Here is an 18,677-nt window from a genome sequence, read left to right on the forward strand (position 1 = left end):
ATTGGTTTTCTAGAGTACTTCAGTTCACTATCAAAATAATTATTGCCAGGGCCTAATGGAGTTGTATATGAAAAAAGAAGATCAACATCTTCAGCAATATCTAAAACAAAGCCACTTCCTACATAAAAATTATTTCCATAAGCATTTTTACCAATTCCTTTTGAGCCTAGTTTCTCAGGTAAGAAAGTGATTCCTGGAACTATTACAACTGCCAATTTATCATTAAAATTTTTCGAGAAGGGTAAAGAAAAAGCTCCAATTATATTTTCAAATTTATCTTTACCATATGAATTATTCTGTTGATTATATATACTTTTTGTATTTTCAGATCCACTAGCTTGTCTCCAATATTCAAGAGTAGATACCATAGATAGACCAAAGATATTTTCATTCTCGTCTAATAATTTTTTCTTAAATGAAAAAGCATAATTTTGCCAATGATAATTACTTTTTTGTCCATCAATTAAGTTGTATAAATTATCATCCGCTTCAGAAAAATAAATTGAGATAAGAGAAGAATTTGAGAGTCCATAATCAAAAACAAATGATGGATTTTGTTGCCCAGTACCACCAGATACACCCCCATCAAAAGATGATTTCCATCTAACTGAAGTTTGAAAATCTCCATAGTCAAGAAAATTGTTAAGAGGTAAATATGGTTCAATTTCAAGAATAGAACGATTTGATTTTAGTTTAGATTTATAAATATTTTCATCTCTAGAATTCTCAGGGTTTTTTACTTTAGAACTTTCCTCATTATTATTTTGAAAATAACTTTCATCATCCTTATAAGATTTCCAAATAATCTTTTTCAAATCATTTGAATTTTTTTCTTGTATTTTTTCCCATTTAATTATCTTTGATTCAGGCGATTCTTTTGTATATTTATCTGCTAAGACACTAACGAAATTTAATAATTGACTAAATATAAATAAATAAAATACCAACCTCATTTAAAAAATTCTTTAATTTATCTAATTAACTTTTCAATAATACTACTAAAAATCAATTTTCAATTCTATAAGATAATAATATAAAGTAAAAAAGAGTATTGGACAACTAATGGAGAAGGAACTCAATTATGATAATGATGGATTAGATCCATCAGAAGAATATTTAAGAAAGAAGAAAAAAGGTAATGATGATGATACCTATTTCCCTCCAGAAGAATCAGAACCGCCACATTATTAAGAGCGTAAGAAAATTTATTGACAGGTTATTTAAAATTAAAAAAAAGTAAAAATTCAAATATGACTGAACAAAGGAAAATAGAGAAATTTGGAGTCGGGAATTTATACCCTGACATTCATCCACCAGAGTTTTCATTCTTTAAAGAAAAATGTATAGATGTAGCACTTGGATATGATGATGGTTTTACTTTCACTCCTAAATTTGGGAATTTTAAAGAAACTGAAGATATTTTTGATTACCTAAAACAATATCTTGAAGATAAAGAATTAGAAAAATTAGATATTCGTTTTGATACTTTAAAAACTTGTATATACCAAATAAATCCTGAGACATTAGAACTTGGAGAATTATTGGAATGTGAAGGAAGTGATGTTGAATATTTTGAATGGAATAAACAAACTAAAAGTATTGATGAGGTTGATTCAAATTCACTGAGTGAAGAAGAAGAAGAATATTTTCACTAAGTGATGATAATTCATATTTTCCTTCAGAAGAAATAGAGCAAGTTGAGGCATTAACGAAATGAATAAAGAACATAATTATGAAGGAGGGTTATTTAATTACATTGTTTTGAAGGAAGAGAAGGAAGTGATCTTTTATTTACATAATCTCTATCCAGATTGCTTAAAAATCCCAGATATAATGAAACAAAGGTTTCCTAGTGATTACAAAAGCATAGTTGTAAATTCTTTGGATGATTTCAAAAAGTATGGAGCAAAACGTTGAGCACTAAATGGGATGACACTTCATGGCAGAAAGAGTTCTTGAACATGAAATCTCATTCGCCTGCAGATGCAAAACTCTTAATGGGAGGAGTAAAAGGATTGAAAGGTGCTTGGCGTTTAGGTGTTCTGCACGTTGAATACGAAAGATTGAAGAAAATACAAGAGCAGCAGCAACAATGAAAGAAGAAATAGATTGGAAGAAAGAATTATTAGAAAGTGGAAGATTCAACGATAAATTTCGGAAGAATCTTTTAGAGGATGGTGCCAAGAACTTCATGCAAGGAATCTATTTAGGATATATGTATTCCAGATGGAGAAAAATCAGAGGAGTGGAAAATATGATCCAGTTGAAAACTAAGGACAAATGAAATCATCATTTAAAGATTTTTAGAAGAAAATAAAATGAAGATGTTACCTATTTCCCTCCAGAAGAATTAGAACTAACTCACTATTAACAATGGGTCTTAAGGAATCCCACACTACCAAACTTTATCTATCAAATATCCCACACTACAAACAATTTATCCCACACTACACCCCACACAACGAATTAATGTTTACCGTGGAATAGTGGGAACTATTAGTGAAGAAAAACCTCAATAATAGTTTTAAAAACTCTTTATTTGAACCTATTTGGGTCTACTAGAAACTACAAAATAACGGAGAGGTTTGGCAATTTGACTAAACCCCATAATACTGAAATCGGACTGGTATTTTTAAGTACTACATGGGGTTTTTTGTACCACATCTAAAAATAATCTGACTACCTTTTTGTCCTACCTATTTTCCTTAGATATAACCTATATTTCAAAATCAAAAAGTTATCTTACCATAAGTCTTTTTCTCAACTATCCTGTAATTGCAGTCTATTTGGAGGATTGATTACAGCATAACTGTAGTATCAAAATGAAGTTTTTACGGAGAGGGTGGGATTCGAACCCACGAATAGTTGCCTATTAAACGATTTCGAATCGTTCGCTTTCGACCACTCAGCCACCTCTCCCCCTTTTAAAAGTATATTGACAAACTTATATTAGTTTTATTTTTCTAAAAAGATATATTTTTTAATTCCAACCAGTTGCTTTCATTATTTTTATTGCCTTGTTATTGAATTTGCCAAGTTCTCTTATAGTCACATTATCTGGTTTAAAATCACCAAATTTACTAACAATTCTATTTTGGCTTAATTCCTTCAAGGGGTGCTCATAAGTTTTATTAGCTAAACCTTGACTACCTACATTAGAAGCTAAATATTCAAGAAGAGTAATAGCCTCAATCTTGTTTTCTGCATATTTATATACGCCCCCAGCAGTGATATTTACATGAGCTGGATTGGGTACTATTAGTTTTATTTTTTCTGCTAAAGAAGCATCTCTTGGACCTTTAACACCATCAAGCATCCTTGCGACATAATAATGATTAACGATCCCAATACCGCACTTTCCCTGCCCTACAGCTCTTATTAATGAAGAATCTCCAGAAAAATAGGGAGTGGAGACATTTGATATCAAACCCTTAAGCCAAATTTTTGTTTGGCCAACACCTTTCTTTGCTATTTGATTAGAAACTAAAGATTGATTATAAGGACTTTTTCTATTTCTTAGACATACTTTCCCTTTAAAAGAGGGATTGGTTAGATCCTCAAAATTTTTGATTTTTGTAATATCTACAATATCTGGATTTGTGATGATTACCCTTAATCTCCTAGTAAGGCCAAACCATTTATTACCGGGATCTCTCAAATTATTTGGAACACTATTTTCTAGAATATTTGAATTAATTTTTTGAAATATATTTGCCTTTGAAGCATTTTCAATTCTTGCTGCATCAACAAGAATTACTAAATCAGCCTGGGAATTTTTACCCTCTCTTTTTAAACGTTCAATTATAACTTTTCCATCTGTTTCTATATTTCTAACTTTAATGCCAGTTAATTCTTGAAATTTTTGATAAACCTCTTTATCTGTGTTGTAATGTCTCCCAGAAAATAACCTAACCTCCCTCTCTGCAGAATTCACAGATTGATTATTTAAAAATAGAGATAATGTCGCTGCAGTAAAAAATCCCTTTTTCAAATAATTTTTTAATTTCATCTTTTTAAAATTGTTATAATTGTTACCTTACAACAAAAATTTGTTCGAAATAGTCAAAAAATTAATTATCACTAAGTCATGTATATTTTTTTACTTTAGGAAAAAACATTTTGATATTTTCGGAAAATAAATCTTACTTTACTAAGGGAAAGCCCATTTTTTCCCTCTCCAGTATCCATGAAGAGGCAACCTCTCTTGCTAATTTTCTAATCTTTTCTATGTATTGAGCTCTATCTGTTACCGAGATTACTCCTCTAGCATCCAGCAAATTAAAGCAATGACTGCACTTTAAAACAAAATCTAGAGCTGGATATGTAAGATTTTTTTCAATTAAAGAGTTAGCTTCTTCTTGATAAATAGCAAACAATTTTCGCATATTTTCAGGATTTGAATCATTAAAATTAAAAGAACATTGGTTTTTTTCGAATTGAAGCCAGATATCACTGTAATTAATATCTTTATTCCAATTTAAATCCCAAATACTTTCTTTATCTTGCAAAAACATTGCAATTCTCTCTAATCCATAAGTTATTTCAATAGGTATTGGATTACAATCTATTCCTCCACATTGTTGAAAATAAGTAAATTGTGTAACTTCCATGCCATCTAACCAAACCTCCCAACCTACTCCCCAGGCTCCTAGGGTAGGCGACTCCCAATTGTCCTCCACAAACCTTATGTCATGATCTTTAGGTTTTATCCCTAGGAACTCTAAAGAAGTTAGATATTTTTCCTGTATCTCATCTGGAGATGGTTTAATAATTACTTGATATTGATAATAATGTTGAGCCCTGTTTGGATTATCTCCAAACCTTCCATCTGTGGGTCTTCTACATGGTTCTACATATGCAACACTCCATGGCTCAGGTCCAATAGCCCTTAAAAAGGTATGAGGATTCATTGTTCCTGCTCCCTTTTCAGTGTCATAGGGCTGCATAATTAAACACCCTTCTTCTGACCAGAATTTATTTAAGTTTTGAATTATATCCTGAAAATACATCGAATTAAAATTTTTAAAAATTTAGAGCGGCACCAATGAACATAATAACAAAGTTGTAAGAAAAGAAATATTTTTGACAATGGTACAAATGAGATTTTAAATACAGAAAAAATCTAATGGCAATGGCCCAAAAGTATTAGATTCTTCTGCATCTTCATCATATTGGCAAGTTATTAAAATTCCTTCTCCCAGACCATTTTCAGATCTTATATAAACATTTCCAGTTTTTTGATTACCTTTTAAAAACACACTTCCATCAGCATGAAGCGAATCTAAGTTACCAAATTTAATTGAGGAATATTTTTTAGAAATTGATTGCACTACTTCAATAGCTTTAGTATCACAAGGTGCCATTATTCCTATTGTTATCCAATCGGCATTATAAATATTAGTTTCGAGTTCTTCTGATAGTTTTTTTATTTGACTACTGCTTAAAAAAGGAGCAGTTCTAAGACTGTTTAAATCAACTAATTTATTTATTTCCATTTAATTAATACCTAAATTAATAGTAATTAACCAAAGGTTCTTCCATTCCACCCCCACATCTCAGCAGGAACGTCTTCAAAACAAATATAAATTTTATCTAAAGGGACTCCAATCTTTTCATAAATAAAATTACATATAGGTTTTGCCATCTCTGAGGGACTTAGGGAACCTATTGACTTTATTTCTAAATAGCAGCAAAGGCTTTCATCATCGAAATACATTTCGCAATTATCATCTAATTTAGCCATAACAAATCTTTTTGATTTATTTGTCAAAGACGAAACTAATATTGAGATTTCTTCAAGTAATTTTTTCTTGTCCTCAATTTTTGCTGAAGTAGAAACATTAATATAAGGCATATTTATGCAGCTAAATTATCTTTTTGAAAATCATTTTGCAGATTAAAAGATTTATTTTTTAAAACTTTTTTTGATGAAAGATATGCCATATCGTATTGACTAATTCCGTTTTTATATGGATTGAAAAGAGCACTTTTAGATCTACTTTTTTTACTCTTTTTAAATAAAATCATTTTAATTAAATTGATATTTAATAATTTAACTTTTTTTGAATAGATGTCTAGCTTTTTTAAAAATCTTTAATTAACTAAATGCTAAATATATTTTAAATCACAATATGAATATCTATTTACTAAATTTATAGTACCTCTCAAAATAATGGTCTTGGAAGTTTTAAATAATTATCAAAGAAAAAAACTTGATGAGAGCAATGATGAAGAATTTTATTCTGACCCAAAATTTGTTTATCATTTAGATGCAAACTTCAGGCAATATTTATCCAATGTTTATAAAAATGAAATTGCAGATGATTCAACTGTCCTTGATTTAATGTCCAGTTGGGATAGTTATTTACCAAAAGAGAAAAAATATAAAAAAGTTATTGGGCATGGATTAAACAAACAAGAACTCGAAAAAAACAAAATTTTTGATTCTTATTGGAAACAAAATTTCAATTTAAATCAAGAGATTCCTCTAGAAAGTGGCGCCGTTGATTATTGTTTAATGGTGGCAGCCTGGCAATATTTACAATATCCAGAAAATTTAACCAAGGAAATCGCAAGAATTTTGAGTAATCAGGGCAAGATTATGATTGCTTTTTCAAATAGAGCATTTTGGCATAAGGCTCCTAATATATGGACTTCATCTACTGAAGAAGAGAGAATCAAATATGTAAGAAAAGTATTAATCACAAACGGATTTAATGAACCAAAAATCATTAAAAAGTTTAATGAAACTTCTCTTAATATTTTTAATTTTTTAAATAAAGATCCTTTTTATTGTTTAATTGCGACTAAGGAATAAATTGTTCCTTTACTGCAGTGGAAGACAAAGGTAATGAAAAGCTAATAATTAAAAATCCATAGCCATACTTTTGAATTGTTACTAATATTGGGTAGTTTAAAAATTTTCAATGGGATCTAAAAGAGAAAAATATCCTGAAAAATGTCCGTGGGATCTAGGTCCTAATCAAGATTTAGCAAAAGAAGAAAATTGGACACTAAGATTAGGGGAGGCAAATGTATGTTTTAGCAAAAACAAATTAGATGCTAATTACTTTCATGTAATTAGTAATGAAAATGAAGAGCAAATTCTTGCTTTCAGAGCTAGGCTTCTTTATCAGAAATTACTTGATAAAGGATTTAGATTAGTAGAGTAAAAAGTGAGCCACTAGCCCAATAAACTTAGATCCTCAAAAATAAACTCTTGTATATCTTCTTCTTGATTTTTATTTAAGTATTTTATAGATCTTGAATTAAGTATCCAAATGTCTTGAGAACCAATATTAATAAATCTATCCTCATATTCCAACTTCAAAGAATTAGCTTTAAGAGTATTAGGATCAATTTGTTGGCTAGTATATTTTTTACTTAGGAATCCATTCCCAGTATCGAAGAATTCTTGAACAAAAATTTCTATGATTATTCCGTGGATTTTTCTATAAACCATATTTATACAATTATTTTTGACACGATATTTATCACCCTCACTTTTACCGGAAACCATCATTTCAATTCCACTCTCTGAATCTTTAATTAAATTAAAATTGTTTTTTGAGTGAATTTCTTTAAATTCTCTTTTTACCCTATGGATAGACACTTCGAATAATTGTGAGGATATACTTTTAACTATTTTTTGATCATCAATATTGTGGATTTCAGGTTTAAAATCTTTCCCTAAAACAAAACTACCTTCATAGGTATCACTATTCACGGAGAAAATACATTTACCTTTATAACCACTAAATTTACTATCCCACGTATATCTTCTTTCATAAGCATTTTTAAAAAGTTCTTTGCAGTTTATTTCTGTTAAATACATTATTTAATAAGTAATAATAATCATATTACAAAGAAAAAAACAAATATCTTAAAAGATTTATCCCAATGAAGGAATTTCGCCCTTTAATTGAGAAGCCCATGTTTCTAGACGAGAGTCTGTTAAATCAGATTCACTATCTTCATCAAGTGGTAAACCACAAAAGCTTTCACCCATTACACTCTTTGACTCATCAAACGTATAAGAAGATTTGTTAACATAGCCAACCATTTCAGCACCTGCTTTTTTGAAATAACTATGTAATTCTTCCATTGCATCGCAATAGTTTTCTGTATAGGTAGATGAATCCCCTAAACCAAAAATGGCTACTTTTTTTCCTGACAAACTTAGTTCCCCAATATCCTCTAATATTGAGTCCCAAGCAGTTCCAGACCTTTCCTCATCTGCTCCAGTATTCCATGTAGGAATACCACAAATTATTGCATCAAGGCCTTCAAATTCCGAAAGATCATCAACATCGGAAACATCCTTAGGTGATTCTGCTGAAGAAATAAAGTTGTGAAGACGATCAGCTACGTCTTCAGTTTTTCCAGTTGTAGTTGAGTAATAAATTCCTACGGTCATAACTTAAAAATGTTTACATTAAAATAATAAAATTAAAATACGATAAATTAATTTTTATAAAAACTTTTTCATGTATATTTTTATACAAATTAACGTAAAAAAATCTGTCCCTAGCAATTTAACCTGATCAGAATCTAATAATGCTCAGTAATAATCAAAAAACTAATCTCAATAAGCTGATTGAAGATTTTAATTTTTTAAGTTCAAAAAAATATAAATTAATTGTTTTATTGGGCCTGCTGGGTGATTTTGATAGTTTTGAATACGCAATAAATTTGAAAAATTTTATAAACAATACTCAAAATAAAGACATCGATATTTTTGCAATAGCTATAGGTAACAAAATCGGTAAAGACAAATTTTGCAAATTTACAGGATTTCCCAATAAGAATTTAGAAGTAGTTTACGATAATAAAATTCACGAGGACCTTAAGGTTTCAAAAGGTATTGATATTGGACTGGGAGGTTGGATGAATATGTTGATAATGTTATCAGGAATAAACTCTTTAAAAACAATTAAAGAGGTTATTAGAGGTTATACCGGTGATAGAAATTCAAAACAAATTTTTTCTGACGAGGATCAAATAAATCTCTTTAATTTAATAAAATTTTCTGGAGTGTTCTTCAAATATACATGCGGTGATGGTTATTTAAGGCCTTTTGAATTGGCTACTTACAGATTAAAAAACATGTTGGAAATTCTTCAAAACTGGAATGATTACATTCTTGATAATAAGTATCTTCCTCAAAGGGGGGCTTCCTTTCTATTGGATGATAAAGACCAAATTATTTACAACTATTTTTCCAATGATGTGCTTGGGTATTCTTCTAACATGGAAGATCCCTTAGCTTTTTTATCTGAGAAATGTAAATAATGAATTCTTTAAATATCGAGTTTTTCGGATACATTGCTGCAATTTTAACTACAGCTGCTTTTCTACCACAGTTAATTAAAACGTTAAAGACGAAAAAAGCTGAAGATGTCTCTTTAGTTACTTTAATAATGTTTATATGCGGTGTAGTGTCTTGGATTATTTATGGATATAAAATCTCCTCATTACCAATTTTAATAGCTAACATTATCACCTTAATACTAAATTTATTTATTTTAATTTCAAAAATATATTATTCCCGAAGTATTAGATAGTAATAATTAGTTAATCTAAAAGTATTAACTTACCCCTAAAACATTTAAATAAAGCCTAATATAAATCAAATAATAAATTGAGTCTTGAAATCTTCGAAATGCTGGGTTTGGTTTAAAGGAAGTCTCAATGAAGGGGGATATTGGAAAGAGGGTTTTAGTTGTACTTTTGATGAAAAGCCTGGAATATTAATAGAAAGCCCATCATACGTTACATGTAGAGTCCCAAATTGGCGTGTCCTTACAAAAGAACCTGAAGATTTAAAAAAGACACCTTTGATTCCAGAAAATGCAATTTGGAAAATAATTTAAATTAAATAAAGAATTTATATTCATCACATAACTCCTAAGAAGGTAGGATTATTTTATTAAAAATAAATTAATACTATTTACGATCTTTTTATAAATATTATTCCTTTTTTGATTTTAGGCTTTTTTATTGGAAAAAGAAAACCTAAATTTTCAGAACTTATCGCTTTACCCCTAATTAAGTATGGTATTCCATTGAGTGTAATGGGCCTTTTATTAAAAGAAGGAATTGATCTGGATTTAATTAAAACTGCTTTAATTGCTTTTCTATCAATTGGATTTTTAATAGTTCTAATTAATTACTTATCAATATTTAAAACAAGACTACCTAATTACTCTTTACAATTAGCTGGTTTAATAGGTAACACTTCATTTCTAGGGATCCCAATTGCATTAGCCCTCCTTCCAACAAGTACTATTAATTTTACGATAGGCTTCGATTTAGGAACAACTCTATTTGCTTGGATATTTGGGCCTTTCTTTCTAAAAAAGAGAATAAACACTAATACAAATCTTAATTTCAATGAACTTTTAAAAGCAATACTAAATAGCCCTGCCTCAAGAGGAATAGTAGGTGTCCTGATTGCATATCTTTTAGGGTTGGAAAAAGTTTTAGGAGATTATTTGTGGATCCCAGCAAGAATAGTAATAGTTCTAGCAATAGTTGTTGTTGGAACAAGACTAGGAATAATCACAAATAGCAAAACTAAATTTTTTAATTTGAATAAAGGGATTAAATATTCAATAATTTTAAAATTATTAATTTTCCCTCTATTTATATTTGTTTTTAGCAAGATCTTGGGCTTTAACTTAAACGAGACTTCAGCAGTGGTTCTTCAGGCAGGAACACCATCAGCTGTATCAACAATCTTGTTGGCTGAAGCTTATAAAACAAATCAAAAGATTGCAGCTACAATTCTTTTTACAACAACATTAATTTCAATTATTACGATTCCTGTTCTGGCAAATTTGATAAAAACTTTTCAATAACCTCAGAAATAACCCTTTAAATAAGTAGATATATTCATTTAATCAACATATTTGCTGATTATTGTAAATAATATATCCGGATATTTACATAATGTCTTAAGATTTATAGTATGAAGTCAGTAAATCCTAAAAATGAATATATCCCTCTAGATCTTAAAATCTCTGTAAGAAGAGATACTTTACGGCTCATTTCAGAAATGGCTCGTGATATGGGGATTACTATCAATGAGGTTTTCAGTTTTTTGGCTGAGGATTCTGTCATAGATTTAGAATTATTAGATAATTTAAATAATGTCGAAATTCCAAATAAATGTAGTTTGGATGACCTAAAGAATGAAATGCTTAAAAAAAAGCTTTGTTAAAATTTTTCCACTTTTTTATTTCTCCAGTTAGCTTCAAAACCATTACTCAGTAAATTAGTTGCTTGAGCATTTAAATCACTTTTTTTGATCCTCCATAGATTATAAATTCCATGAACACCTAGTTTTTGATGTCTAATATTTGACCAATATTCTTCACTAGATGAATATTTATCAATGACAACCAAAAAGGTTTCATTATCGTAATTAGGTTTGTCTTGAAAATTAATCCTCCTATCAAAAGTCAATCTATCGGATAAATTAATTACCCCTTCTGCATTTCTAGATTCATAAAAAACTATCTGTTTTGAGTAGAAATGTAATGATGGTTTTCTTATTCCAATCATTGCAAGAGTTTCACCACCCTGTCGAGTATTTAAAATTTGCTTAGAGATATTTCGTAAAGGTAATTGTCTAGATGTATCTCCTAATTTCCTTATTGGTGGCATCAAAACAGTTTGTCCAAGCAATAGTAATAATTGAAGATAAAGAAAAGTATTTTGGGATCTAAAAACAAATAAAACAATTCCAACGAAAGCAAAAGCAAAGAAAAACAATCTTGCTTTAAGAATTATTCCAGTACTCAATAAGTTTGACGCAAGATTTGGCATTTCAGGATCATTTATTGTATTCAACCAAGTATTTGATAAAAAGAACGCTATTGATATTCCAAGCAGAATAAAAAGATTAATAATCCATAAAGATGAAAAGGTTTTTTTTTGATTTTGAAGCTTCAAATAACTATAACTTGTCAGAATTGCTACAGCTGGCATGGCAGGAAGCCAGTAGCTCGGAAGCTTTGTTGCAGAAATACTAAAAAAAATAAAAACAGAACCAAGCCAACATAAACAATAAATAAATAAACTTTCTGAAGGGGTGTAATCTTTTTTAAAACTAGTTTTTAAATCTTTAAAAGCCTCAAATATTCCGTGAAATAAAAAAGGTGTAAATGGTAATGATCCTATAATCATTACGTATAAAAAGAACCAAATAGGTTCTGCATGATTATTAACTACGGATGTATATCTCTGGAAATTATGATACCCGAAAAAACTATCCCAAAAAGGTCTCCCTTCCTTTATTAACTCTAAAACATACCAAGGCAGGCTTAACAAAACTGTAATTAATAAACCTCTTTTAGGTTTTATTTTGCCAAGGAAACCCCTCCAATCCTTTTGAACAAATAAAAAAGATGAAATAGTCAACGCTGCAAGGACAAAAGCTACTGGTCCTTTGGTTAAAATTGCGAGCCCCAGAAAAACCCATGGAGAGATACAATTTTCTTTTTTATTACTAGCCATTCTTCTCCAAAATAAAAGAAGGCTTATCCCTAAATTCCCGCATAAGAGTGCATCACTTACCGCAGTTCTGCTCCAAACAATTAATAGTGGAGACAAGGCAAAACTCAAAGATGCCACTATGGGAGTAGTTAATTTTCTCTCGCCTTTTTGAGGCCAACAATATATTGTATCTCCAATCACTAGCATTAAAAATAATGAAGCCAACGCCGAAGGAAGTCTTGCTGATATTGTTCCAAGGCTATCCCATACTTCGTTTTTTGGTAAGGAATAGAACAAGCCCATAAGCCAATAAATAAGGGGTGGTTTATCAAATCGGAAAATACCATTTACTTTTGGGGTTAACCAATCGCCAGATTCACTCATTGCCTTCCCCGCGGCAGCAAAAAGGGGAGGAGTTTCATCTACTAATCCTGTAGAACCTAAACCTAAAAGAAAAATTATTATTCCAAAAAACAAAATTACTAAAAAAGTTAGTAGCCTTTCTTTAGATTTAAAAAAAATCATTTATAGTTATTTTGTGTTTGATAATCTTTAATTACTTTATTAAGCCAAGTCATTACTTTACCAGCAAATATATTTGAAGAAGCATTACTATCTACCCATTCTCTACAATTTTTTCGGTCAATCTTATTAATGATTTTTAAGTAATTAAGTAAGCCTTGCTTATCATCAGGTTTTGCTAGATAACCTGTTTTACCATGCTGGATAATTTCACTTGGCCCTCCCCTTTTATATGCCACAACAGGTACTCCACAAGCTAATGCTTCAACTACTACATTTCCATAAGCTTCGTTCCATTTGGGAGTATTAAGTAAAGCTCTACAAGTTCCAAGTTCTTTCTGTAACTTATCAGTTTCTACAAAACCTTTCCATTCTAAAATCCCTGGAGAGAATAACTTTTCAATTTTTAATGCATATGATTCATCTTGAACAATTCCCCAAACATTAAGTTTTTCGCCAAGAGCGTTAGCCACATATGCTGCATCCTCTAAACCTTTTTCAGGCGCTACTCTTCCTACCCAACCTAGAGGACCATTTTTACAATCTTGAAATATATAATTACCTAAATTAAATCCATTTCCAATAACAATTGGATTTTCAATAAAAGGATAATCAGATGCTTGTATCTTTGAGTGAAAAGCAAAGTTATTAGGAAATTTGGAATAAACTTTTGAAATTAAATTACTTATAACAAAACTTTCGGAACCCATACTAATAATATGAGCAATTGGAATGTTTATATTTAGAGTCATCCAAATTGGTAGCCAATCGTAAGATAAATTCAAAATAATATCTGCTTTCTTTCCAATATCTATTGCCTTTTCAATCATTCCTGATAAAAGTGAATTATCAGGAATACTTACCGACGAATAATAATCTTGATGTTGCCAACTTTTTTGCTCTTTTCCTTCTACAAAATGTAATTTTGCTTTTTTACTAACTTCAAACAATTTAGAGTTATTTGGGGCCACTACGTCTACTGTATGACCTTTTAAAATCAAGCCAGAAACTAAAGAGTTAAGAGTAAGCTCTACTCCACCACCTTTACCACTACCTAAAAAACCGATAGGGGTACTAATTAAAACTATATGCATTCTTTAAAGACTATTTTCCCATGACTTACTAAATATTAGTCTTTGTATTTGAAAATTCCCATATAGACTTTCTCTGGCTGACAAAGAAAACTGATATTAGGACAAAAACTACTCCTATCCATTGAATTATTGTTAATCTTTCATTTAGGTAAACACCACCACTGAGCAGCGCAAATATTGGAGTTAAAAAGGCAAGAGTGCTAAATCCTGTTATCTCTTTATTATTTGCAAAATAGAAAAATAAACCATATGCCAAAGCGCCCCCAAAGATACTTGCAAATGACATCAGTCCCCAATCAAATATGGACCAATTTGGTATCAATTTAAAATTTGTTTGTAAGCAATGTTTAAGAATAAGAGGGACACTTCCTAAAACCATATGCCATCCAGTTACCGCAACAGGATCACTTTTAGTACATGTAAATCTTATCAAAATTGTTCCAAGTGCCATTGCTAGAGAGGCTCCAAGCATCCATAATTCTCCTACATTAAATGCGATGTCACTAATACTTTTATCAGACATTAGCCACCAACTTTCCAAAAGTTCTTTTGGAACCCCTAAAAAAATTATTCCACCTAAGCCAAAAAGTAACCCTAACCATCCAATTGGATTAATTAAATTACCAAAAATCGCTCTTGCCAAGATTGCTACCATCAAAGGTTGAGAATCAATCAAAACAGAGCCAAGACCTGCACCTGTCTTAGATATCCCATATGTTAAAAATAATTGAAAAAAAGTTGCGTCTACGATTGTAAAAACCAAAAACCATTTCAAATCACACTTATAAATTTTTAAATCTCTTTTTAATAAATATGTTGTAATAAGAACAAGAATCCCGGCAGGTAGAAGTCTTAATGAAGCGACAAACTCAGGGCCAGCACTAGATACTAGAGGGGTCATAGCTGCCATTGAAGTCCCCCAGAGAGCAAAAGGGAGTATCATTAAAAACCAATTTAGGATTGAATTCATTAGTTCTGCTGATAGTCTTTTTAAAGTAGATTTATGATTTGTACCTTAAAAGAATGATTTGGCCTTTTAGACGTAAGTCAAAAAAAAGAATGGCTCGTATAGTAATAGATGAGCCAATCACAAGTTCAACAAGAGTTTCTGTCCTTAAAGCTTTAAAACAAATTGAGGATAGAGAATTCCCTGCATTAATACTTAGAATCGACTCCCCTGGAGGTACAGTCGGCGATAGCCAAGAAATATACTCTGCTATTAAAAGACTTAAAGAGAAAGGTTGTAAAGTCGTCGCAAGTTTTGGAAACATATCAGCTTCCGGTGGAGTATATATCGGTGTAGCCGCTGACAAAATTGTAGCGAACCCAGGAACTATAACGGGTTCGATTGGGGTAATAATAAGAGGAAATAATTTATCTGAACTTTTGAATAAAATTGGTATTAAGTTTGAGACTATAAAAAGCGGGATTTATAAAGATATTCTTTCTCCAGATAAGCCTTTAAGTAAGGAAGGAAGGGAACTTTTACAAGGATTAATCGATGAAAGTTACAAACAATTCACTGAGGCTGTATCTGAAGGTAGAAATTTACTTGTAGAAGATGTAAAGAAATTTGCTGATGGAAGAATCTTTACTGGAACACAAGCAAAAGATCTGGGATTAGTTGACAAGATTGGAGATGAGTTTGTTGCAAGGGAGCTTGCAGCAGAGATGGTAAAAATCGATCCAAAAATACAACCGGTAACTTTTGGTAAGAAGAAAAAGAAAATATTAGGGCTTATACCAGGTAGTAGAATTGCAGAAAAAATTATTCAGAATATATTTTTTGAAGTAAATTCATCTAATAAAATACTTTGGTTATATAAACCTTAAATCCGATATGATTGAAAAATTTGAAGGGAATTACCAATTAACAATCATAAGAGGGGCTACGACTGCAAAAGATAATTCTGTAAAAGAAATCGAGAGTGCTGTGGTTGAATTAATCGAAGAATTAATAACAAGAAATAATATCGTTGTAAATAATTTGTTATCAATTACATTTACTGTGACAAATGATTTAGATGCATGTTTTCCTGCTTCCATTGCAAGAAAATGTAAAAGTCTTGATTCAGTAGCGTTCTTAGACTGCCAACAAATGTACGTTCCAAATGATATTGATTTTTGCATTAGATTAATGGCACAAGTTTTGTTACCTGCTGATCAATCTGTCAATCATCCTTATTTAAGAGGTGCTTCAAAATTAAGGGCGGATAGATGTTAATCTTATTAAAACAATTTTCTCTATAAACTCGATAGTTAAATAACTAATCATCTATTTAAACATGATGTTTAACAAACAAACAAAATTTGCTTTAAATTTTAAAATTTTAAAGCTTTTATTTTTTTCACCATTATTAATTTCAATTCCATTTTACTTAGCAAATAGTGATGCAAAGGCTGGATTGGAATTTCAGTGGGATCAAGATTCAGGATATCGAAGATTAAAATGGTTCCAAAAAGAGGATAAAAGAAAATTTAGAAATACAATTTTTTTCTTTTTGAGACCTTCTGATAGGCAAGCAAATCTTCTTAAAATTACATTAAAAATTCCCAAAACATTCGATTCAACTCTTAAAGATAAAGTAAGTTTTTGTAAGGTAAAAATAGGAGGCTTTGAAGGTCGTACTAAATGTATAGAAGATATCCCTGCAGATGTAGAGATAAATGAAGATAATTCATCACTAGATATATTTCCTTACAGTCCAATCCCTTCAAATAAAGATAGTTACGCGATTGTTTTTAAAAAAATATTTAATCCTAAAAAGTCTGGTCTTAAGCAATTCCATTCTTATGGTCAGTATGCTCAAAAGAATACCTCTTCAAGATATTTAGGAAGCTGGACTATAGTGATCGATTAAGTGATAAATTAATAAAGGATAATAAAAAAAATGACAAAAAGAACATTCGGCGGAACATCAAGGAAAAGAAAACGTGTATCTGGTTTTAGAGTAAGAATGCGTTCTCACACAGGAAGAAGAGTTATTAAAAGCAGAAGAAAAAGAGGTAGAGAGAGAATAGCAGTTTAACTGTTTTTTATGATGGCCTTGCCCAAAGCTATGCGTTTAAAAGGTCATAGGACTTTTGATTATATTCATAAAAATTCTGTTAAATATTATGGGAAATTAATGACTTTCAAAATAGCAAGAGCAAATCCAAAAATTCTCATATCCCATAATAATATTCATAGTTTAAATAATTTTAAAGTTGCCATATCTATAAGTAAGAAAGTATCAAAAAAAGCAGTAGAAAGAAATAAACTTAGGAGAATATTGCAGGATTCTTTATTAAAAAATTTCAGCCAGCAGAATAACCACAAACCTTATTGGTTACTTGTTAACCTTAAAGCTGGTAATTTCTACAATGATAAGATAAATCTATTGGAGGAATTTCAATACCTAATTTTTAAGTCAGGTTTATTTAAATGATTAACATTAATGAAGAATCGTTTTATGAGGGTGGCCCAGCTAAAAGTGATTTAATAATCAATTTATTTGCTGGTTTAACTCTTCTTGGTCTTCCATTTACATTTGCTGCAATAGTAAGGGCCTTATGGTTAAGATACAAAATTACCAATAAAAGAATAACAATTGATGGAGGATGGTTTGGCAAAAATAAAACTCAAGTATCTTTAAGCAATATTGAAGAGATAAGATCTATCCCGAGAGGGTTTGGATCTTATGGAGACATGGTTTTAATACTCAACGATGGCTCTAAGGTTGAAATGAAATCTTTACCTTTATTTAGAGAAAAACAAAAGTTTATTGAGGAGAATATGGTTAAAAGATCACAAACATTAAATCTTAATGAGGTTGAGGGATTTGCTACTAAATCTTGATTAAATTAATTACAAAAGTATTATTATCCTGTAAAATAAAGTGTCAAATAAAATCAAATCTTCTTTAATATCGTGATCGGGTTCATTTCAGAAAAATTATTAATCCCGATTCTAGATTTTTTCTACGGGTTAGTCCCTAGTTATGGTTTGGCCATAGTTGCATTAACAGTCGTAATTAGAATCGCTCTATTCCCACTAAGCGCAGGTTCTATTAGAAGCGCTAGGAGGATGAAAATAGCTCAACCTGTAATGCAAAAGAGGCAAGCAGAAATAAAGTCTAAATTTTCAAGTGATCCAAAGAAACAGCAAGAAGAATTAGGAAAATTAATGAATGAATTTGGTAGCCCTCTAGCAGGATGTTTACCTTTAATAGTTCAGATGCCTGTTTTATTTGCATTATTTGCAACTTTAAGAGGTTCACCATTTGCAGATGTACCTTACAATATCAACTTAAAAGTTTTACCCCAAGATCAAATTGCCGCTATTGATCCGAAGCCTTATAAATCCCCTAGACATTCAATCTTTGTAACAGAAAAATCTCACTTTCCTGTTATTGCTACGTTACCTAACGGTACAAAATTGGGTTCCGAAGAATCAGTTAAGATAAATTTGCAGACAACAAATGGTAATAACTATTCAGAAGTTCTCTCAAAATATGATAACGGTTCAAGATTTCTTCCAACGTGGACAGTTTCAAAAGGTTCAGAAAACATTAAAGTTTCTCA

Annotated in this window: 29 protein-coding genes, 1 tRNA gene and 1 pseudogene; 19 read left to right on the top strand and 12 right to left on the bottom strand. The window is 30.5% G+C overall.

The window, feature by feature from the left end:
- Positions 1–953 (bottom strand): annotated as a pseudogene (locus ACTF45_RS08665) (hypothetical protein); the annotation flags it as partial.
- A 109-nt stretch (positions 954–1,062) separates the two neighbouring features.
- Here ACTF45_RS08665 and ACTF45_RS08670 point away from each other — a divergent pair.
- The 5 genes from ACTF45_RS08670 to ACTF45_RS08690 are packed head-to-tail and all read left to right on the top strand — an operon-like array spanning position 1,063 to position 2,284.
- Complete coding sequence (locus ACTF45_RS08670) at positions 1,063–1,191, top strand: hypothetical protein (protein WP_438949797.1); 129 nt, start codon at positions 1,063–1,065, stop codon at positions 1,189–1,191.
- A gap of 59 nt (positions 1,192–1,250) precedes the next feature.
- Positions 1,251–1,655, top strand: a complete 405-nt coding sequence (locus ACTF45_RS08675) for a hypothetical protein (protein WP_438949798.1) — start codon at positions 1,251–1,253, stop codon at positions 1,653–1,655.
- A gap of 58 nt (positions 1,656–1,713) precedes the next feature.
- The gene (locus tag ACTF45_RS08680; RefSeq protein WP_438949799.1) at positions 1,714–1,917 is read left to right on the top strand and encodes a hypothetical protein; all 204 of its coding nucleotides are present in this window, start codon (positions 1,714–1,716) and stop codon (positions 1,915–1,917) included.
- Entirely contained in the window at positions 1,914–2,096 is a 183-nt protein-coding gene (locus tag ACTF45_RS08685) for a hypothetical protein (RefSeq protein WP_438949800.1), read from the top strand. Before ACTF45_RS08680 ends, ACTF45_RS08685 begins: the two co-directional genes overlap by 4 nt.
- A complete protein-coding gene (locus ACTF45_RS08690) occupies positions 2,093–2,284 on the top strand; it encodes a hypothetical protein (RefSeq protein ID WP_438949801.1) in 192 nt (63 codons plus the stop codon). Before ACTF45_RS08685 ends, ACTF45_RS08690 begins: the two co-directional genes overlap by 4 nt.
- A 550-nt stretch (positions 2,285–2,834) precedes the next feature.
- On the opposite strand, the gene ACTF45_RS08695 is transcribed toward ACTF45_RS08690, so the two are convergent.
- The 6 genes from ACTF45_RS08695 to ACTF45_RS08720 form a co-directional block, all read right to left on the bottom strand.
- Positions 2,835–2,919, bottom strand: a tRNA-Ser gene (locus tag ACTF45_RS08695).
- A gap of 61 nt (positions 2,920–2,980) precedes the next feature.
- Positions 2,981–4,009 carry an extracellular solute-binding protein gene (locus ACTF45_RS08700; RefSeq protein WP_348660302.1) on the bottom strand — a complete coding sequence of 343 codons (1,029 nt, stop codon included), beginning with the start codon at positions 4,007–4,009 and terminating at the stop codon, positions 2,981–2,983.
- A 133-nt stretch (positions 4,010–4,142) separates the two neighbouring features.
- A complete protein-coding gene (glyQ, locus tag ACTF45_RS08705; protein ID WP_288348350.1) occupies positions 4,143–5,009 on the bottom strand; it encodes a glycine--tRNA ligase subunit alpha in 867 nt (288 codons plus the stop codon).
- A gap of 96 nt (positions 5,010–5,105) precedes the next feature.
- Complete coding sequence (locus tag ACTF45_RS08710) at positions 5,106–5,495, bottom strand: DUF1824 family protein (protein WP_438949802.1); 390 nt, start codon at positions 5,493–5,495, stop codon at positions 5,106–5,108.
- A gap of 26 nt (positions 5,496–5,521) precedes the next feature.
- A complete protein-coding gene (locus tag ACTF45_RS08715) occupies positions 5,522–5,854 on the bottom strand; it encodes a phenylpyruvate tautomerase MIF-related protein (protein ID WP_438949803.1) in 333 nt (110 codons plus the stop codon).
- A gap of 2 nt (positions 5,855–5,856) precedes the next feature.
- Positions 5,857–6,027, bottom strand: a complete 171-nt coding sequence (locus ACTF45_RS08720) for a hypothetical protein (RefSeq protein ID WP_173028032.1) — start codon at positions 6,025–6,027, stop codon at positions 5,857–5,859.
- A 151-nt stretch (positions 6,028–6,178) separates the two neighbouring features.
- Here ACTF45_RS08720 and ACTF45_RS08725 point away from each other — a divergent pair, with 151 nt between their 5' ends.
- Positions 6,179–6,817, top strand: a complete 639-nt coding sequence (locus ACTF45_RS08725; protein WP_438949813.1) for a methyltransferase domain-containing protein — start codon at positions 6,179–6,181, stop codon at positions 6,815–6,817.
- Between the two features lie 109 nt (positions 6,818–6,926).
- The gene (locus tag ACTF45_RS08730) at positions 6,927–7,172 is read left to right on the top strand and encodes a hypothetical protein (protein ID WP_011132803.1); all 246 of its coding nucleotides are present in this window, start codon (positions 6,927–6,929) and stop codon (positions 7,170–7,172) included.
- An 11-nt stretch (positions 7,173–7,183) separates the two neighbouring features.
- On the opposite strand, the gene ACTF45_RS08735 is transcribed toward ACTF45_RS08730, so the two are convergent.
- Together ACTF45_RS08735 and fldA are read right to left on the bottom strand one after the other, a co-directional pair.
- Complete coding sequence (locus ACTF45_RS08735; protein WP_438949804.1) at positions 7,184–7,834, bottom strand: DUF3386 domain-containing protein; 651 nt, start codon at positions 7,832–7,834, stop codon at positions 7,184–7,186.
- Between the two features lie 57 nt (positions 7,835–7,891).
- A complete protein-coding gene (gene fldA, locus ACTF45_RS08740; RefSeq protein WP_438949805.1) occupies positions 7,892–8,416 on the bottom strand; it encodes a flavodoxin FldA in 525 nt (174 codons plus the stop codon).
- A gap of 140 nt (positions 8,417–8,556) precedes the next feature.
- Between fldA and ACTF45_RS08745 the strand changes: the two genes are divergently transcribed.
- From ACTF45_RS08745 to ACTF45_RS08765, 5 genes are all read left to right on the top strand, one after another.
- Entirely contained in the window at positions 8,557–9,291 is a 735-nt protein-coding gene (locus tag ACTF45_RS08745; RefSeq protein ID WP_438949806.1) for an AhpC/TSA family protein, read from the top strand.
- Complete coding sequence (locus tag ACTF45_RS08750; protein ID WP_438949807.1) at positions 9,291–9,563, top strand: SemiSWEET transporter; 273 nt, start codon at positions 9,291–9,293, stop codon at positions 9,561–9,563. Before ACTF45_RS08745 ends, ACTF45_RS08750 begins: the two co-directional genes overlap by 1 nt.
- Positions 9,564–9,647: 84 nt before the next feature.
- Positions 9,648–9,872: a hypothetical protein gene (locus ACTF45_RS08755; RefSeq protein WP_011132808.1), complete on the top strand. Its 225-nt coding sequence runs from the start codon at positions 9,648–9,650 to the stop codon at positions 9,870–9,872.
- Between the two features lie 201 nt (positions 9,873–10,073).
- Complete coding sequence (locus ACTF45_RS08760) at positions 10,074–10,859, top strand: AEC family transporter (protein WP_438949814.1); 786 nt, start codon at positions 10,074–10,076, stop codon at positions 10,857–10,859.
- Between the two features lie 110 nt (positions 10,860–10,969).
- A complete protein-coding gene (locus ACTF45_RS08765) occupies positions 10,970–11,221 on the top strand; it encodes a CopG family transcriptional regulator (protein ID WP_288348064.1) in 252 nt (83 codons plus the stop codon).
- Here the strand turns inward: ACTF45_RS08765 and ACTF45_RS08770 are convergent.
- From ACTF45_RS08770 to ACTF45_RS08780, 3 genes are read right to left on the bottom strand one after another with little or no spacing between them, the layout of a single operon-like run.
- Positions 11,218–13,023, bottom strand: a complete 1,806-nt coding sequence (locus ACTF45_RS08770; RefSeq protein WP_438949808.1) for an ArnT family glycosyltransferase — start codon at positions 13,021–13,023, stop codon at positions 11,218–11,220. The genes ACTF45_RS08765 and ACTF45_RS08770 overlap by 4 nt on opposite strands.
- On the bottom strand, positions 13,020–14,114 hold the full coding sequence (locus ACTF45_RS08775) for a glycosyltransferase family 4 protein (protein ID WP_438949809.1): 1,095 nt from the start codon (positions 14,112–14,114) through the stop codon (positions 13,020–13,022). The genes ACTF45_RS08770 and ACTF45_RS08775 overlap by 4 nt, the downstream gene beginning before the upstream one ends.
- A gap of 28 nt (positions 14,115–14,142) precedes the next feature.
- Positions 14,143–15,084 (bottom strand): DMT family transporter, encoded by a 942-nt coding sequence (locus tag ACTF45_RS08780; protein WP_438949810.1) that lies wholly within the window; start codon positions 15,082–15,084, stop codon positions 14,143–14,145.
- A 53-nt stretch (positions 15,085–15,137) separates the two neighbouring features.
- Here ACTF45_RS08780 and sppA point away from each other — a divergent pair, with 53 nt between their 5' ends.
- The 7 genes from sppA to yidC form a co-directional block, all read left to right on the top strand.
- Positions 15,138–15,947 carry a signal peptide peptidase SppA gene (sppA, locus tag ACTF45_RS08785; protein ID WP_438949811.1) on the top strand — a complete coding sequence of 270 codons (810 nt, stop codon included), beginning with the start codon at positions 15,138–15,140 and terminating at the stop codon, positions 15,945–15,947.
- Between the two features lie 7 nt (positions 15,948–15,954).
- Positions 15,955–16,338 (top strand): chorismate mutase, encoded by a 384-nt coding sequence (gene aroH / locus ACTF45_RS08790; protein WP_288348059.1) that lies wholly within the window; start codon positions 15,955–15,957, stop codon positions 16,336–16,338.
- 64 nt (positions 16,339–16,402) lie between these two features.
- Positions 16,403–16,975 (top strand): DUF2808 domain-containing protein, encoded by a 573-nt coding sequence (locus ACTF45_RS08795; RefSeq protein ID WP_438949815.1) that lies wholly within the window; start codon positions 16,403–16,405, stop codon positions 16,973–16,975.
- A 30-nt stretch (positions 16,976–17,005) separates the two neighbouring features.
- Positions 17,006–17,143: a 50S ribosomal protein L34 gene (gene rpmH, locus ACTF45_RS08800; RefSeq protein WP_011132817.1), complete on the top strand. Its 138-nt coding sequence runs from the start codon at positions 17,006–17,008 to the stop codon at positions 17,141–17,143.
- A gap of 12 nt (positions 17,144–17,155) precedes the next feature.
- The gene (locus ACTF45_RS08805) at positions 17,156–17,542 is read left to right on the top strand and encodes a ribonuclease P protein component (RefSeq protein ID WP_438949816.1); all 387 of its coding nucleotides are present in this window, start codon (positions 17,156–17,158) and stop codon (positions 17,540–17,542) included.
- Positions 17,539–17,952: a PH domain-containing protein gene (locus ACTF45_RS08810; RefSeq protein WP_288348313.1), complete on the top strand. Its 414-nt coding sequence runs from the start codon at positions 17,539–17,541 to the stop codon at positions 17,950–17,952. Before ACTF45_RS08805 ends, ACTF45_RS08810 begins: the two co-directional genes overlap by 4 nt.
- Positions 17,953–18,024: 72 nt before the next feature.
- On the top strand, positions 18,025–18,677 hold a 653-nt coding region (gene yidC / locus ACTF45_RS08815; RefSeq protein ID WP_438949812.1), incomplete at its 3' end, for a membrane protein insertase YidC.

Origin of the sequence: Prochlorococcus sp. (genome assembly GCF_965655815.1) — a bacterium.
GTDB lineage: Bacteria > Cyanobacteriota > Cyanobacteriia > PCC-6307 > Cyanobiaceae > Prochlorococcus_A > Prochlorococcus_A pastoris.

Excerpts from the sequence above, each read along its gene's own strand:
- ACTF45_RS08670 (WP_438949797.1), top strand. The coding sequence starts at position 1,063 with ATGGAGAAGGAACTCAATTATGATAATGATGGATTAGATCCATCAGAA.
- ACTF45_RS08675 (WP_438949798.1), top strand. The coding sequence starts at position 1,251 with ATGACTGAACAAAGGAAAATAGAGAAATTTGGAGTCGGGAATTTATAC.
- ACTF45_RS08680 (WP_438949799.1), top strand. The coding sequence starts at position 1,714 with ATGAATAAAGAACATAATTATGAAGGAGGGTTATTTAATTACATTGTT.
- ACTF45_RS08690 (WP_438949801.1), top strand. The coding sequence starts at position 2,093 with ATGAAAGAAGAAATAGATTGGAAGAAAGAATTATTAGAAAGTGGAAGA.
- ACTF45_RS08700 (WP_348660302.1), bottom strand. The coding sequence starts at position 4,009 with ATGAAATTAAAAAATTATTTGAAAAAGGGATTTTTTACTGCAGCGACA.
- glyQ (WP_288348350.1), bottom strand. The coding sequence starts at position 5,009 with ATGTATTTTCAGGATATAATTCAAAACTTAAATAAATTCTGGTCAGAA.
- ACTF45_RS08710 (WP_438949802.1), bottom strand. The coding sequence starts at position 5,495 with ATGGAAATAAATAAATTAGTTGATTTAAACAGTCTTAGAACTGCTCCT.
- ACTF45_RS08715 (WP_438949803.1), bottom strand. The coding sequence starts at position 5,854 with ATGCCTTATATTAATGTTTCTACTTCAGCAAAAATTGAGGACAAGAAA.
- ACTF45_RS08720 (WP_173028032.1), bottom strand. The coding sequence starts at position 6,027 with ATGATTTTATTTAAAAAGAGTAAAAAAAGTAGATCTAAAAGTGCTCTT.
- ACTF45_RS08730 (WP_011132803.1), top strand. The coding sequence starts at position 6,927 with ATGGGATCTAAAAGAGAAAAATATCCTGAAAAATGTCCGTGGGATCTA.
- ACTF45_RS08735 (WP_438949804.1), bottom strand. The coding sequence starts at position 7,834 with ATGTATTTAACAGAAATAAACTGCAAAGAACTTTTTAAAAATGCTTAT.
- fldA (WP_438949805.1), bottom strand. The coding sequence starts at position 8,416 with ATGACCGTAGGAATTTATTACTCAACTACAACTGGAAAAACTGAAGAC.
- ACTF45_RS08745 (WP_438949806.1), top strand. The coding sequence starts at position 8,557 with ATGCTCAGTAATAATCAAAAAACTAATCTCAATAAGCTGATTGAAGAT.
- ACTF45_RS08750 (WP_438949807.1), top strand. The coding sequence starts at position 9,291 with ATGAATTCTTTAAATATCGAGTTTTTCGGATACATTGCTGCAATTTTA.
- ACTF45_RS08760 (WP_438949814.1), top strand. The coding sequence starts at position 10,074 with ATGGGCCTTTTATTAAAAGAAGGAATTGATCTGGATTTAATTAAAACT.
- ACTF45_RS08765 (WP_288348064.1), top strand. The coding sequence starts at position 10,970 with ATGAAGTCAGTAAATCCTAAAAATGAATATATCCCTCTAGATCTTAAA.
- ACTF45_RS08770 (WP_438949808.1), bottom strand. The coding sequence starts at position 13,023 with ATGATTTTTTTTAAATCTAAAGAAAGGCTACTAACTTTTTTAGTAATT.
- ACTF45_RS08775 (WP_438949809.1), bottom strand. The coding sequence starts at position 14,114 with ATGCATATAGTTTTAATTAGTACCCCTATCGGTTTTTTAGGTAGTGGT.
- ACTF45_RS08780 (WP_438949810.1), bottom strand. The coding sequence starts at position 15,084 with ATGAATTCAATCCTAAATTGGTTTTTAATGATACTCCCTTTTGCTCTC.
- sppA (WP_438949811.1), top strand. The coding sequence starts at position 15,138 with ATGATTTGGCCTTTTAGACGTAAGTCAAAAAAAAGAATGGCTCGTATA.
- aroH (WP_288348059.1), top strand. The coding sequence starts at position 15,955 with ATGATTGAAAAATTTGAAGGGAATTACCAATTAACAATCATAAGAGGG.
- ACTF45_RS08795 (WP_438949815.1), top strand. The coding sequence starts at position 16,403 with ATGTTTAACAAACAAACAAAATTTGCTTTAAATTTTAAAATTTTAAAG.
- rpmH (WP_011132817.1), top strand. The coding sequence starts at position 17,006 with ATGACAAAAAGAACATTCGGCGGAACATCAAGGAAAAGAAAACGTGTA.
- ACTF45_RS08805 (WP_438949816.1), top strand. The coding sequence starts at position 17,156 with ATGGCCTTGCCCAAAGCTATGCGTTTAAAAGGTCATAGGACTTTTGAT.
- ACTF45_RS08810 (WP_288348313.1), top strand. The coding sequence starts at position 17,539 with ATGATTAACATTAATGAAGAATCGTTTTATGAGGGTGGCCCAGCTAAA.